The following is a 13,374-nucleotide window of genomic DNA, read 5'->3' as shown; positions in this document are numbered from 1 at the left end:
ATCACGGAGAGAGAGCGAGCATGTTCCTGCGAGGCTTCCGGCGACGGACGGGTAAGCCCGTCCCGGAACTGGCCACGTTGTTCCGCTCGATCGTCGCAGAAGGCCGGGACTTCCACCCGATGGCGTCCGACTTCCTGGAACACTTCATGGACGGCGCCGGTGCCTCCAGGACGATGTCGCTGCGCTGGCTGCGCTCGTTCAAAGTGATCAAGAAGGCCGAGCGCAAGAACCAGAACCGGTTCGAGCGGCAGCTCGTACGAGAGGCGAAAGTGTTGCGCGACGGCGCGTCGACCTGGCTGCACGACTACTGGGACGCCCGGATCGACGCGTTCATCGGCACGGAGCTCTTCTACGTCAGCCGGATGAGCCTGCTGCGCTCACAGGGCTCGTTCGTCCTGACCCGGGCCGGGCTGGAGGTGCGGATGTCGGGCACGGTCCGCCACCACTGGTTCGATCCCTATGACTGGGACCGCGGCCGATGGGTCTACATCCCCCGGCACGGGTTCGTGCCCATCGCGGTCGGCCGGGAGCTGGTGGAGTCCGACGAGGCGCGCGACTTCCTGATGGAGTCACGGCATGTCCAGACATTGGCGGGCACCTACCTGGACGGCCGATGGCCCCGGCGCGGCAGCACGAGGTTCGAGTGGTCGCTGGTGAGGACGAAGCACTGATGGCCGCCGACCACCCCCGTCCACCCGACCCCACCGAGGCCGGCAGCGCCGCGGACTTCGTCCGGTCGCTGGTCCGGCTCAAACGGTGGGCGGGCGAGCCGTCGCTGAGCAGGCTGCGCTCTCTCGGCGGCCAGACGGTGACCTCGGACGGAACCACGATCGACGCGTTGCCCAAGAGCACGACCTCGCACGTTCTCCGGCAGACCGACAGGCTGCCGCGGTGGGACTTCGTCAAGGCGTTCGTCACCGCCTGCTTCCGTTATTGCGACTATCCGGCCGAGCTGATCCCCGGCGAGCTCGAACGCTGGCGGGTGGCCAGAACCGCTTTGGCCGGGCCGGTCCCCCGTACACCGCCCGCCTCGGACGTGGAGCGGCGGACGCCGCCGACGGTGGACCCGGCGGAGGCGATGGCGGCGGAGGTGTCCGCGGCGGTCGCGGCGGAGGCGATGGCGGCGGAGGCGTTCGCGATGGTCGCGGCGGAGGCGGTCGCGGCGGTCTCGGTGGGCGGCGTGGTCCAGATCGCGGCGACCGACGCGGAGACCACCGACCGTCCCGGGCGCGACCACGCCGCCGAGCTCCTGGCGCGGCGGGTGGCCCGGGAGGAGGACAGGGCACGTAAGGGGCTGCTCGGCGGCTACACCATCGCACCGGTCTCCTTCGGGCCGTACGAGGACCCGATCCACCTGGACGACGCCGGCGGCGAGATGAAGGACGGCCCGCGGTCGATCGGCCGCTTCTTCACCGACCTGCACCCCCGGCGCCTGCTGATCGTGGGCGAGTCGGGAGCGGGCAAGACGGTGCTCGCCATAGAGCTGGTGCTGCAACTGCTGGAGCCCTTCCTGACCGGCGGCGAACGACCCGGCCACCCGCAGATGGTCCCGGTACGCCTGGACGCCGCCCGATGGACCTTGGGCAGCCCGTTCGAGCCATGGCTGGCCGAACAGCTGGCGCACGACTTCGGGCTCCCGGCCAAGGACGCGGAGCGGCTGGTACGGGACCGCCAGGTGCTGCCGGTGCTGGACGGGCTCGACGAGCTGGACCCCGAGCCGTCCATGGGCCCGCCGCGCCGGGCGATCGGCCTGCTGACCGAGCTCAACCGGTACAGCGACCTCTCCGGCCGGCGGCCGGGCGCGGTCGTGGTGACCTGCCGGGCCGCCCGCCACACCGAGCTGTCCCTGGTCCGCGCCGGGCTCGACAACGCCACCCGGATCCATCTGTACGACCTGACCATCGAGCAGATCAACGCCTACCTGCGCACCCGCTGGCCGGACGGCCATCCCTGCGACATCCACCGCGACGGCCTGCACGCCGCGCTGTCCGGACCATCCGGGAGGGCCGTGCACGCCGCCCTGGCCACGCCGTGGCGCCTGTTGCTGACCGTGACCGCGGTGGAGTCCGGCGCCGATCCGGACGAACTGCTCCGCGTCGACCAGGACCCTGACACGCGTTCGGCGGCGGCACGGATCGCCCGCAGGCTGCTCGGCGCGTACGTCCCGGCGGCGACCGCACTGGCGCCCCGCGCCGCCCACGGCACCCCCTACCGTCCTGAACAGGTGCGGTCCTGGCTGGAGAACCTGGCCACCCACCTGCGGTGGCAGGCCGCCCGCACCACTGAGACGGATCGACCGCCGCCCGGCATGACGCCGATCGACATCGTGCCGCACCTGCTGTGGCCGATCGGCGGCCAGCGCCGGGTACGGGCGGTGCACTGCCTGTGCTGTGTGATCTTCGCTGTGGTCGCCATGCTGGCGTTCTGGGCGGGGTCGGCGGTCGACCGGCCCGGTGACCCGCGCGACTGGCTTGGAGAAGGGCTCACCCTGTCGCTCATGGCGGGCTGGGTGGTCATCGCCACCGGCCTGTCGATGTCGCAGTGGCCGACCGCCGCCGGTGGGCGGGCCAACGTCCCCCGGCGGCGACGCGTGATCGGCGGCCTGTTCGGCGCACTGGCGGGCGGGCCGGTCGGTGCGCTCTGCGGCCTGACCGGGCTCGTGCTGACCGAAGGCAGGGTCTTCGGTCCCGTGTTCGCCATCGCGGCGGGGGCGGCCGGGGGCGCGGTGTTCGGCGCGGTCATCGGAGTGACCGCCGCCGCCCGCCAGGGCGAGCGCATGACCATATCCGAGGCGATCCGCGCCGAGCCGGTCACCCTGCTGGGCTTCGGACTGTGCGGCGCTCTGACCGGCCTGCCGCCGCTGCGCCTGGCAGGAGCCGGTCCGGTGGCACTGACCGCGGAGATCATCGGGGCCTTCGCCCTGGCCTTCGCGCTCGGGGTGCTCTTCAAGATCACCACGGGCGGCTGGAGCGAGGACGCGGAGCTGGCCCACCCGCGAGAGGCCCTCCACCGCAACCCGATGATCGGAGTGGCCTTCGGGCTCACCGGGGGTGTCGCGGCCTTCCTCGTGTTCGTCATGAACCAGGGCATCGTCCAGTCACTGGCCTGCGCGCTCGTCGGTGGGGTGACCTTCGGCCTCGCCTTCGGCGCGGTCGCCTGGTCCCGCACCATGATCGGCTTGATCATCGCGGCCGCGCGCGGGGTGCTGCCGTTGCGGCTGTGGACCTTCCTCGACTGGGCCTGCGAGGCACGGCTGCTGCGCGTCAGCGGCGCCACCTACCAATTCCGGCACCGCGAACTCCAAGACTTCCTGACCCCGCCCGAGCCTGACTGATCCAGCCTTCGTACGTCGGATCCAGCCTTCGTACGTCGGACCCGTCCGAGACCGACTGGCCCGTCAGAGGCCGGCGCGACGTAGGGTCCAGGACAGCAGCCACTTCACGGCCGACCGCGTCGGTCCTGGCGGAGATGGGAGCCTTCATGACCGTCACTCCGGCGCAGCTGCGCGCCCTCGCGAGTCGCGCCGAGGCGCTCACCGCGGAGGTACGCGCGCTCTGCGGCACCGCCCTGAACGGATCGCCGGAACGCGAGCACCTGGCTGGAGCTTGGCAGGCCGCGGACCAGCTGGCCCGAGGCGCCGAGGATCTCCAGCAGGCGGCCGCGGACCTGGCCAGGCTCCAGGACCAGCCGTGCGGCCTGCCGTGGGGCGTCTGCCCCGAGCACGGCAACACCCTGTCCGCCGGCGGGGGCGTCTCCACGTGCCGGGTGTGCCGTCGCTCCTGGACCGGTGACCTGCTCGGCCAGCCGTGCCGGGAGCCGAGGACGTGGAAGGTGATCGACCGGGCCGGGACGGAGACGAGGATGTGCGACGGGCACGTTCTCGGCGCCCGCGCCGCCGCCGCGGGCGCCACCTTCATCCGTCTCGACGAGGCGGCCGCGCAGATGTGACGCTATTGCCGGGCTCGTGGATTCACTCGGCAATTGGTGTGGAGATACTGGGCGGCGCCATTCTGGAAGTCGTAGATCGCGACGGTCTGGGTGTCTTCCAGGGGATCGTCGGAAGGCATCAAGAAATGCGTGTCACTTACCGGCAGCAGCTTGTACGTGAGGCGTTCTGGTTTGCCGAGGAAGCTCGCCTCCATGGGGTTCAGGGCGAAAGTGAGCGAGAGCTTTCCGTCCTCGGCCGCGACCTCGTAGTGGGTGCCGAGCCGCCCGTACGTGCCCTCGTACCTGGACAGGTCGAGGTTCAGAGAAGGGTCGGGTTTCGGCAGGTCCGGGATCGTGACGGCGCCGAGCTCGGCCAGGATGACGTTGAACACCTTCTTGTAGAAGCTGTCTCGCGGCCCCACGTTGGCCAGCATCGAGATGGCGATATTCGAGTCCGGAAGAATCCGCAGCCGGGCGTTCTGGCCGACAGTGCTGCCGTCGTGGGCGTAGACGGTCTCGCCGTGCCAGTCGCACACGATGAGCCCGAGGGCCCACTCCGGGCCGTACATATAGGGGTCGGGAATGGGGACGCGAGATTCCATCATCTCGCGGATGATCTCGGGTGCGGCGATGCGGGTGCCGTTCGGCGCCTTTCCCTCGTTGAGGAAGACGTGCGCCATTGTGAGCACTTCCCGCGCCGTCGAGTTCACGTTGCCGCCGGGTCCGAAGGAACGCGGCAGATGCTCCACCGGTGAAACGATGGGGCCCTCGTCGACGGACCGGATGATGTGGCCCGTCGCGGCCCGGCCCGGGGCCACCTGCTCGTGCCAGCTGGTCGTGGAGGTCAATCCCAGAGGGTCGAAGAGACGATCCCGCATGATGTCGTCCCACTTCTTCCCGTCGATCACCTCCATGACGCGGGCGAGGATCGCGTAACCCAGGGCCGCGCTGTAGCCATGGGTATATCCGAGGGGATGAACCTGGGGGGCCTCGGCGATGTTGGCGACCATGCGCTCATATACGTCGTCGTCCTCGCCGGGGTCGCCGAAGTCCTCCTCGATGCCGTTCGTGTGGTTCAGGAGATGGCGGGGCGTGACTTCGGCGCTCACCTCCGGGTCGGCGACCCGGAAATCACGAAGGTAGGTCCGCACCGGCTCGTCCAGGCCGACTTTTCCCTCATCGACGAGCTGCATGAAAGCGAGAGCGGTCCATGTCTTGGACAGGGAACCGCACTGGTAAATGGTGTCGGTCGTCGCGGGCTCTCGCGTCGACAGCTCCTTGACGCCCAAGGCGAGGTCGGTGATCTCCCCGTCTTGGAGAATGCCGATCGCGACGCTCGGGACCTGATATTCGGCGAGAAGCTCGGCCGTTCGAGCCTTGATCCGCGTTATGTCCAGCCCTTTCGCCATGGGGACCTACTTCGGGAGGCCGACCGCGTTGGCGGCGTCGGCCTCGAAGTATTCGGTGGTGGCGAAGGAGCCGGCGTACTCCTCGAAGAAGCCCCTAACGCCGTCGATCGAGTCGTGCACGATGACGTTCACCGCCTTGGTCCCGTCGGTGCTCGACACCGCCAGGGTCCACTTCGCCCCCTTGGGCAGCTTGCCGTGCGCCTTCTTCAGTGAGCCCCAGAATCTGTCCTGGTCAGAGACCGTGGATACCGCCATCACATGCATGCTCGTGTCCTCTCGCGAATGTTTCCGAATGAACAAAGGCTACGTTGCATTCGATTTTCGGTCAACGCTTGGCGAAATCGATAATCGCATTGACCAGCACATATGACGGACAATCGTTGCAACAGCCTTGTGAGGAAATGCAATATCGACCTGGCTCGCCGTTGCAATGTCCTGTCGATGAAAGCACACTGGACCCCGCGGACCGTTCACGACAGGAGAGGCGCCGATGCCCGGAGGCAGGCTGACCCATCAGGACCGCCGGCGGATCGCGAGCTGGCTGGCCGAAGGGCTGGGCTACGCCGAGATCGCCAGACGGCTCGGCAGGCCGACCTCCACGATCAGCCGCGAGGTGGCGCGCAATGGCACGTCCGGCGACTACCTGCCGGACCGCGCCCAGCAGGTCGCCGCACGGCGCGCCCGCCGAGCCAGGCCGGGCCAGGCGGCGGAGCCGCCCGAGGGGCAGCCGACCGAGGCGGCGCGCGGCTTCGTGGATCAGTTCGCGGCCCTGCTGGCCGCGATCGGCGTGCCGCGGATGGCCGCCCGGGTGTTCGTCTGCCTGCTCACCTCCGACGGTGGGAGCCTGACGGCCGCCGAGCTCGTACGCCTGCTGCAGGTCAGCCCGGCGTCGGTGTCCAAGGCCATCGGCTACCTGGAGACCATGGACCTGGTCGGGCGCGAACCGGATCCCGGCGGGCGGCGCGAGCGCTACGTCATCGACGACGACACCTGGCTCCGGGCGTGGCGAACCGACACCGGAGCGCACGCCGAACTCGCGCGGGCCGCGCAGCGCGGCGTCGCCCTCTTCGGCGCCGACTCACCCGCCGGGACCCGGCTGGGCCAGATGGGCCAGTTCTTCGACTGGCTCAGTGGCGAGATGAGCGGCAGCCGCCTGACCGACACCGTCATGGGCGATGCGCTGACGGTGCTCGCCGCGCTGGTGCACGCCGCCCGGCCGCTCCCCGTCGATGGACTGGTCAGGGCGTTGGGGCTGCCTGTGGACCGGGTCGCCGACGCCCTGGCCGCGATCGAGGAGCACCCGGCCGTCGCCGACCCGCTCACGCTGCTGCGCACGGAGCCCGGCACATACACCGTCACCACCAGATCGGACCGCCTGAGCCCGGCGCAACGCGCGGCACTCGCGCCCAGCTGAGCAAGCCCGCCATGCGGCAGGGGGCGGTGGGCGGCCGCTGCGAAGCGTGACGGCCAGTAGATCATCTTTACCGTGTCGCGACGTCACTCTCTGTGTCGGAAAACTACAGTGAGTGCTGGCTTCGGACCGGCCGGAAGATCATCGTCTGGCCCGATGAGACAGCCCTGTGCCCGTACTGTCAGTCCCTTTCTCGAAAAGAGAACCAGCATGCCGCGCATCAAGAAGACCGCTATGGCCGCTGCCGTGACCCTGACCTCCTGTATCGGCGCGCTCGGCGCCTTCGCCGTCCCGGCGCTGGCCGATCTCGGCGGTGCCTCCGGTCCGGGTGTCCGCGCCGCCGCCATCGTCAACGCCAACGGCTTCGTCGTCCGCTCCAAGGGCGTCACCGGGGTCCGCAAGATCGCCACCGGCCAGTACTGCATCCGGCTTGACGCCGACATCAACGCCGCCAACACCGTCCCGGTCGCCACCACCCAGTGGACGGGCTCGCCCTGGGACTCCAGCATCTTCGTCCGCCCCGACGGCAACATCGTCTGCGGGGACTCCCGCGACATCTTCGTCGGCACCGGCAGCGCGTCCGGCGCCCGCGACACCGGCTTCCACGTGATCATCCCCTGACCGAAACCGTCCTAGATCGGCCGACCGGTTCGTCGCCTGGGCGAACCGGTCCCCTTACGGCGGGGCGGACACAGCGGTGATCTTGGCCGGGTTCATCATCCACAGAACCTGGTCGATGCCCTGCTCCGAGGCGTTGACCGTGAGGACGGCGAACACCTCTCCGTCGCGGCTCAGCAGCGCGGCGCTCTGCCCGTTCGTGCTCGCGTACGCCACGTCGACCCCGGTCCAGAAGTGGCTCGCGAACGCCCTGTGGAACTTCGCCACCCGCGACGCCCCCACCACCGGAAAGCGGGAGGCGCGCACGGCGCCGCCACCGTCGGAGTAGGTGATCACGTCCAGGGCGAAAAGCTCTTCCAGCGCCGTCAGGTCGCCGACGCGGGCGGCGGCGACGAATGCCGTCAGCAGCTTGCGTTGTTCGGCTTTGGCCACGGGCGTACGTCGTTCGACGAGCACATGCTTGCGCGCCCTGCTGACCAGCTGCCGTACGGCCGGCTCGTTGAGCCGGATGATGTCGGCGATCTGCCGGTACGGATAGTCGAAGGCCTCCCGCAGCACGTACGCCGCCCGTTCGGTGGGCGTGAGCCGCTCCAGGAGCAGCAGCACCGCGAGCTCCAGGGCCTCACCGCGCTCGGCACCGAGGTGCGGATCGGCGCTGGTGTCGACGGGTTCGGGCAGCCACGGGCCGACGTAGGTCTCCCGGCGGGCGCGCGCGGACCGAGCGGCATTGAGGGCCAGCCGAGTGATCGTCGTCGCCAGGAAAGCGGCCGGATTGTCCACCGTGGCGCGGTCGTACGCCTGCCAGCGCAGCCAGACGTCCTGCACCAGATCCTCGGCTTCGGTGGCGCTCCCCAGCATCCGGTACGCGATCCCGAACAGGCGAGGTCGCACGCCGCCGAAGACCACCGCGGCCTGCTCGAGATCCTCCGGATCGCCCGATTCGGTGTCCGCCACTCCCATCGCCCCCGCCGAGACCTTTCGCACCGGGATGTATTTCCACCGACCGTACTCTGCGATCCACCTGGCCTGAGGAACCACCCCACGGTAATCGAGTCCTTTGCCGGTCGGCGTGGGCGAGAAGAGACGGGGAGGGGAAGGAGGGCCCTGGGAAAGATTTCGCCGGGGCTGTCACAGGCCGAGAGGCTGCCCTGTCTTAGCTCGCGGACCGGCCGGCACATGGGTGCCCCGGCGGGCAGGAAGGCTCATCATGAAGATCGTGGTAATCGGCGGGACCGGCCTGATCGGGTCGAAGCTCGTGACGAAGCTGAGAGAACACGGCCACGAGGCGGTGGCGGCCTCGCCGAACACCGGCGTGAACACGCTCACCGGCGAAGGTCTGGACGAGGTGCTGACCGACGCGGCCGTGGTGATCGACGTGTCGAACTCGCCGTCGTTCGAGCGGGCCGCGGTGATGGAGTTCTTCGAGACCTCCACCCGCAACCTGCTCGCCGCGGAGGCCGCGGCCGGGGTCGACCACCACGTCGCGCTGTCGGTCGTGGGCACCGAGCGGATGCCGGACAACGGCTACTTCGCCGCGAAGATCGCCCAGGAGCGGCTGATCGAGAAGTCGGGGATCCCGTTCTCGCTCGTGCACGCGACGCAGTTCTTCGAGTTCGTCCGCGGCATCGCCGACGAGGCCACGGACGGCGACCAGGTACGGATCGCGCCCGTGCTGTTCCAGCCCATGGCGGGCGAAGACGTCGCCGAGGCGGTCGGCCGGGTCGCGGTGGGCGCACCGCTGAACCGCCGGGTCGAGGTGGCCGGGCCGGAACAGTCGCGAATGGATGAGTTCTTCCGCGCCGCCCTGGCCGCCTGGGGCGACCCGCGCGAGGTGGTCACCGACCCGCACGCGCGTTACTTCGGCACCGAGCCGGGCGAGCGGACGCTGGTGCCCGCCGACGGCGCCAGCCTCGGCCGAATCCACTACCGCGACTGGCTGAGCCAGAACGCCACCGGAAAGTAGATCTACGCGGGCGGAGCCACCAGTTCGGAGATCGACTCCAGTGCGTCGAAGCGGGTGAACTCCTCGCGGGGCTCCCGTGCGCGGGTGCGGTAGGAGGGCGTCGAGAGGACCGCGTCCACGGCCGTACGGACCGCGGCGTAATCGGCCAGGAAGGAATCAGGACAGGAGCGGGAGAAGGTCCCGCGCGTCCAGCTGGGTGTCGAGGGTCATGACCTGGTCCACCAGGCGCTCCCGGCCCGGTGCGAGGCCGTGGAACTTGGCGAGCAGCCGCTCGTCGGAGAGCGGGTTGGTGGGGGTACCGAGGGGATCGTTCACCCTGGCCCGCCGGACGGCGCCCGAGGTCGTGGTGACGGTCAGGGTCGGCTCGTCTATGCCGCCCATCTCCGGGTCCACCTCCAGGTCGATGAGGTTCATGAGCTCGGCGGCCCGAGGGTCGCTTCGCCGTTCGGGGGCGTAGGCGGCCAGGTCGGCGTCGCCGTACAGGACTCTGGCCGCGATGCCGTACGGCAGGCTCAGCTGTGCGCGGGAGAGGGTGGCGACGTCCCGGCCGCCGCACATGTCGGCCACGAGCGGGCTCAGCCGCACGTGAATGCGGGCGATCTCACCGGCGTGCAGGTCCAAGCCGCCGATCGCGTCGATGGCGGAGTGAGTGCTGCGGCAGGACGCGTACGGCTTGATGGAGCAGCGCGAGATCCGCCACACCGTGCCGAGATCGCGGGTCAGCGCGCCGGGGTCGGCGTCGGCGCCCGCGTAGGTCCGCAGGAAGCCGCCCCATACGTCGTCGAAGATCCGGTCGGGGCCGCTCGTGCCGGACGCGGCCAGCAGCGCGGCGGTCAGTCCGCCCTCGGCGGCGCGGCCCGCGTGCAGCCGTTTGCTCGCCGCGCCGTCATGTACGAAGGCCCACAGGCCGCCGGAGAAGCTGGCCGCCAGCCCCAGCGCGTGGGCGGCCCGCTCGCTGTCCAACCCCAGCAGCCGCACGCTCGCCGCCGCCGCGCCGAACGTGCCGCAGGTGCCCGTCGAGTGCCAGCCGGCCTCGTTGTGCGCGGCGTAACCGCCACACGCCTCCAGCGCGCGGCGCGCCACGTCATACCCCAGGACGACCGCCGCCAGCAGCTCGGCACCGCTGACCGGGCGGTCGGCGAGGCTGAGGCAGGCCAGCGCGGCGGGCACCACCACGGCCCCCGAATGATCGCAGCCGCCGGTGTCGTCGAGTTCGAGCGCGTGCGCGGCGACGCCGTTGAGCAGCGCCGCGTCGCGCGGCGCCACGGTCAGCCCGGTCCCCCAGACGGGTGCGGGCCCGGGGCCGGCCAGGCCGGGAGCGGGGGTGGTGGCCCCGGCCAGGGCCGCGCCCAGCGTGTCGAGGAGGTGCCGCTTGGCCCGCTCGACCACGTCGGGCGGCAGCGGCGGGGGCCCCGCGACCAGGTCGGCGAGCGGGAGGAGTGGAGTCATGAAGGCAGTTCCGCGATGAGGCCAGACAGCGGGAGGGGTGGGGTCACGAGGTCAGCTCCGCGAAGACGTCGGCGGGGTGGCCGGGTTCGTTGCCCGTGCGGGTGGCGCGCCAGTGGTCGGCCACCTGGCTGCCGGTCGCGAACCACACGCCGGGCCGCTCACGCATGACCGACAGCAGCGAGCGCAGGAGCCCGATGCGGCCGGGCGTGCCGATCACCTCGGGCTGCAGGCGCAGCACGTAGCAGAGGCCGAAGCGGTGGTAGGCGTCGAACTCCTGGGTCCAGTTCTCCAGCACGGCGGCGTAGGGGGCGATGCGCGACTGCCCGGTGGGGAAGGGCGGGTCGAGGTTGAACATGAAGTAGGGGTGGTCCTCCAGCTCGTGGTGGAGCGGGATCTCCACCAGGCCGGCGGGATGGAAGTACGGCAGGTCGTCGCCTCGCCAGGAGGAGGACCAGTCGATGCCGAGCGCGGGCAGCTCGGCCGCGAGCCCCGGCTTCCATTCGCCGATCGGCGTGCGGAAGCCGCGCGGGAGCGAGCCGGTCACCTCGGCCAGCGCGTCCTGGCCGCGTCTGATCGCGTCGAGCTGCCCGGCGAGGTCGAGCGGGTCGAAGTCCTCGTGCGCGTGGCCGTGGTTGGCGATCTCGTGGCCGGCCTGCTCTACCTCGCGGATCAGCCCGGCGTGCAGGCCGGGCACGAACCACGTCGACGGCACCCCGTCCAGCGCTCCGAGCAGCCGCTCGACGCCGCGGGTCGCGCCGTACTGTCCGACGGACAGGGTCTTGACGCGGTCGCGGGTGCTCGGGTCGGCGGCCAGGATCGCCAGCTCGGCGTCGAGATCGACGGTGATCAGTACGGCGCAGCGCGCCTCATCGGGCCAGGTCATGCCGCTCCTCTCAGACGGCGAGGTCATGCCGCTCCTTTCAGACGGCCAGGTCATGCCGTTCCTTCCACCAGGTGGCCACGTCCACGCCGGTGGCGAACCAGACGTCGTCGTGCGCGCGCATGTGCTCGAACAGCCGCTCCAGCAGCAGGATCCGGCCCGGCTTGCCGGACACCTTGGGGTGCCACAGCGTGCTCAGGCACAGGCCCTCCGCGTGGTAACCGTCGAACTCGCGCTTGTAGTTGTCGAGCGTCGAGCCGTAGCCCGCGATGCGATCCAGCCCGGCCGGGTAGTCGGGGCGGCGGGTGTAGGCCAGATAGGCGTAGTCGTCCATGTCCCAGCGGACCGGGATTTCCACCAGCCCGCCCGGGTGCAGGTAGGGGCGGTCATCGCCGCGCATCGAGCTGGAGTAGAGGAACCCCTCCCCGGCCAGGATCCGCGCGGTCACCGGCGACCAGTCGCCCGACGGCGTACGGAAGCCGACCGCCTCGACGCCGAGCACGTCCTTGAACACGGCCTGGCTGCGCGTGAGGATCTCGCGCTGCTCGGCCTCGGTCTTGCCGTAGTACGGCTCGTGCCGGTAGCCGTGGTGCGCCATCTCGTGCCCGCGCTCCACGATCATCCGGCAGCGCTCCGGCCAGGTCTCCACCACCCAGGCGGGCGTGTAGAAGGTGGCGGGCAGCTCGAAGGCGTCCAGCAGGTCGAGGATCCTGGGCAGCGCCCGCCACGGCCCGTACGAACCGAGCGTGAAGTATTCGGGTTTGGCGAGGATGCTGCCGTTCAGCATCGCCGCCCCCGTCGGCCCGTCGAGGTCGAAGGCCAGCGACACGCACGACTTCTTCCCGTACGGCCAGCGACTCACGTGGGCGAGCCGTTGAGGGTGACCTGCTTGATGGCGTTGTCCTTGAGGCCCCACTTGTCGAGCAGCTGCTCGTAGGTGCCGTCCTTCTGCAGGGCGCCGAGTGCCTTGATGACCGCGTCGCGCAGGCGGGTGTCCTGCTTGCCGAATCCCATGCCCTGGTTGACCGCGGTGAACGGGTCGCCGACGACGTTGAACTTGCCGGGGTCCTGCTTGGCGATGTAGGGGAGAGTCTCGCTGCCCTGTACGGCGGCGTCGAGCCTGCCCTGGGTGAGCTGGGTACGCGCGTCCGCGGAGCCCTCCGTGCCGACGACCTTGATCGGTTTACTGGAGCAGTTCTGCTCGCTCCACTTCTTGATCTCGTCAGGGAAGGACGTGCGGCGGCTGGCGCCCACTGTCTTGCCGCACAGGTCCTTCGGATCGGCGACCTTGGTCGTGGAGAAGAACTGCGCGCCCGAGGTCATGTAGCCGACGAGGTCGAGCGTCTTGCGGCGCTCGGGCAGGTCGCTCATCCCCGAGAGGATCATGTCGATCCGCCCGGTGGTGACCGCGCTCTGCAACTGCTCGAACGACGTCTCTTGCCACTTGAACGTGACGCCGAGCTGCTTGCCGATGGCGTTGCCGAGGTCGATGTCGAAGCCGGTGAGCTGGTTGGTCGAGGGGTCCTTGAACTCCAGCGGCGGGTAGTTGGGCACGTTGCCGACCACCACCGTCTTGGACTCGGCGATCTTCGGCGGGAGCCCGCCGCTCGATTCGGCCTTGAGGTCCTTCGGCGCCTGCGCGGTGCAGGCGGTCGCGGCCACGGCGAGGCAGGCGAGGAGGAGGATGGGACGAGACCGGATGGGAGAAGACAAGGTG

The 13,374-nt window shown here is 70.2% G+C and carries 13 protein-coding genes and 1 pseudogene; 7 read left to right on the top strand and 7 right to left on the bottom strand.

Annotation, left to right across the window (positions count from 1 at the left end; translation table 11 throughout):
* Positions 1-20 precede the first annotated feature (20 nt).
* The 3 genes from AB0J16_RS00520 (at position 21) to AB0J16_RS00510 (ending at position 3,948) form a co-directional block, all read left to right on the top strand.
* Entirely contained in the window at positions 21-671 is a 651-nt protein-coding gene (locus tag AB0J16_RS00520) for a hypothetical protein (protein WP_358532772.1), read from the top strand.
* Positions 644-3,334 (top strand): NACHT domain-containing protein, encoded by a 2,691-nt coding sequence (locus AB0J16_RS00515; RefSeq protein ID WP_358532769.1) that lies wholly within the window; start codon positions 644-646, stop codon positions 3,332-3,334. The genes AB0J16_RS00520 and AB0J16_RS00515 overlap by 28 nt, the downstream gene beginning before the upstream one ends.
* 146 nt (positions 3,335-3,480) lie before the next feature.
* A complete protein-coding gene (locus tag AB0J16_RS00510; RefSeq protein WP_358532767.1) occupies positions 3,481-3,948 on the top strand; it encodes a hypothetical protein in 468 nt (155 codons plus the stop codon).
* Between the two features lie 2 nt (positions 3,949-3,950).
* Here AB0J16_RS00510 and AB0J16_RS00505 read toward each other — a convergent pair whose 3' ends face one another.
* Complete coding sequence (locus AB0J16_RS00505) at positions 3,951-5,336, bottom strand: serine hydrolase domain-containing protein (protein WP_358532764.1); 1,386 nt, start codon at positions 5,334-5,336, stop codon at positions 3,951-3,953.
* Between the two features lie 6 nt (positions 5,337-5,342).
* Entirely contained in the window at positions 5,343-5,591 is a 249-nt protein-coding gene (locus AB0J16_RS00500; protein WP_358532761.1) for a hypothetical protein, read from the bottom strand.
* A gap of 235 nt (positions 5,592-5,826) precedes the next feature.
* Here AB0J16_RS00500 and AB0J16_RS00495 point away from each other — a divergent pair.
* The 3 genes and pseudogenes from AB0J16_RS00495 to AB0J16_RS00485 all read left to right on the top strand — a co-directional run.
* A pseudogene (locus AB0J16_RS00495) lies at positions 5,827-6,048 on the top strand (helix-turn-helix domain-containing protein); the annotation flags it as partial.
* Positions 6,049-6,132: 84 nt separating this feature from the next.
* On the top strand, positions 6,133-6,750 hold the full coding sequence (locus AB0J16_RS00490; protein ID WP_358534794.1) for a MarR family transcriptional regulator: 618 nt from the start codon (positions 6,133-6,135) through the stop codon (positions 6,748-6,750).
* A gap of 207 nt (positions 6,751-6,957) precedes the next feature.
* A complete protein-coding gene (locus AB0J16_RS00485) occupies positions 6,958-7,368 on the top strand; it encodes a hypothetical protein (RefSeq protein ID WP_358532758.1) in 411 nt (136 codons plus the stop codon).
* Between the two features lie 54 nt (positions 7,369-7,422).
* Here the strand turns inward: AB0J16_RS00485 and AB0J16_RS00480 are convergent, their stop codons facing one another.
* The gene (locus AB0J16_RS00480) at positions 7,423-8,349 is read right to left on the bottom strand and encodes an RNA polymerase sigma-70 factor (protein WP_358532756.1); all 927 of its coding nucleotides are present in this window, start codon (positions 8,347-8,349) and stop codon (positions 7,423-7,425) included.
* 223 nt (positions 8,350-8,572) lie between these two features.
* On the opposite strand from AB0J16_RS00480, the gene AB0J16_RS00475 reads away from it, so the two are divergent.
* Complete coding sequence (locus AB0J16_RS00475; RefSeq protein WP_358532754.1) at positions 8,573-9,328, top strand: SDR family oxidoreductase; 756 nt, start codon at positions 8,573-8,575, stop codon at positions 9,326-9,328.
* A gap of 156 nt (positions 9,329-9,484) precedes the next feature.
* Here AB0J16_RS00475 and AB0J16_RS00470 read toward each other — a convergent pair whose 3' ends face one another.
* Genes AB0J16_RS00470 through AB0J16_RS00455 form a run of 4 tightly spaced genes read right to left on the bottom strand, consistent with a single transcriptional unit; the run spans position 9,485 to position 13,370 of the window.
* Entirely contained in the window at positions 9,485-10,777 is a 1,293-nt protein-coding gene (locus AB0J16_RS00470) for an MmgE/PrpD family protein (protein WP_358532751.1), read from the bottom strand.
* A 43-nt stretch (positions 10,778-10,820) separates the two neighbouring features.
* Positions 10,821-11,660, bottom strand: a complete 840-nt coding sequence (locus AB0J16_RS00465) for a polysaccharide deacetylase (protein WP_358532748.1) — start codon at positions 11,658-11,660, stop codon at positions 10,821-10,823.
* A gap of 37 nt (positions 11,661-11,697) precedes the next feature.
* Complete coding sequence (locus tag AB0J16_RS00460) at positions 11,698-12,519, bottom strand: polysaccharide deacetylase (RefSeq protein WP_358532745.1); 822 nt, start codon at positions 12,517-12,519, stop codon at positions 11,698-11,700.
* Positions 12,516-13,370, bottom strand: a complete 855-nt coding sequence (locus tag AB0J16_RS00455) for an ABC transporter substrate-binding protein (protein WP_358532742.1) — start codon at positions 13,368-13,370, stop codon at positions 12,516-12,518. Before AB0J16_RS00455 ends, AB0J16_RS00460 begins: the two co-directional genes overlap by 4 nt.
* Positions 13,371-13,374: the final 4 nt, after the last annotated feature.

Origin of the sequence: Nonomuraea sp. NPDC049750, from assembly GCF_040659625.1 — a bacterium.
GTDB lineage: Bacteria > Actinomycetota > Actinomycetes > Streptosporangiales > Streptosporangiaceae > Nonomuraea.
Note: the sequence above shows the minus strand (reverse complement) of the source record. Positions and strands in the feature narration are given on the sequence as shown.

Excerpts from the sequence above, each read along its gene's own strand:
- AB0J16_RS00520 (WP_358532772.1), top strand. The coding sequence starts at position 21 with ATGTTCCTGCGAGGCTTCCGGCGACGGACGGGTAAGCCCGTCCCGGAA.
- AB0J16_RS00475 (WP_358532754.1), top strand. The coding sequence starts at position 8,573 with ATGAAGATCGTGGTAATCGGCGGGACCGGCCTGATCGGGTCGAAGCTC.
- AB0J16_RS00485 (WP_358532758.1), top strand. The coding sequence starts at position 6,958 with ATGCCGCGCATCAAGAAGACCGCTATGGCCGCTGCCGTGACCCTGACC.
- AB0J16_RS00470 (WP_358532751.1), bottom strand. The coding sequence starts at position 10,777 with ATGACTCCACTCCTCCCGCTCGCCGACCTGGTCGCGGGGCCCCCGCCG.
- AB0J16_RS00510 (WP_358532767.1), top strand. The coding sequence starts at position 3,481 with ATGACCGTCACTCCGGCGCAGCTGCGCGCCCTCGCGAGTCGCGCCGAG.
- AB0J16_RS00500 (WP_358532761.1), bottom strand. The coding sequence starts at position 5,591 with ATGGCGGTATCCACGGTCTCTGACCAGGACAGATTCTGGGGCTCACTG.
- AB0J16_RS00490 (WP_358534794.1), top strand. The coding sequence starts at position 6,133 with ATGGCCGCCCGGGTGTTCGTCTGCCTGCTCACCTCCGACGGTGGGAGC.
- AB0J16_RS00465 (WP_358532748.1), bottom strand. The coding sequence starts at position 11,660 with ATGACCTGGCCCGATGAGGCGCGCTGCGCCGTACTGATCACCGTCGAT.
- AB0J16_RS00505 (WP_358532764.1), bottom strand. The coding sequence starts at position 5,336 with ATGGCGAAAGGGCTGGACATAACGCGGATCAAGGCTCGAACGGCCGAG.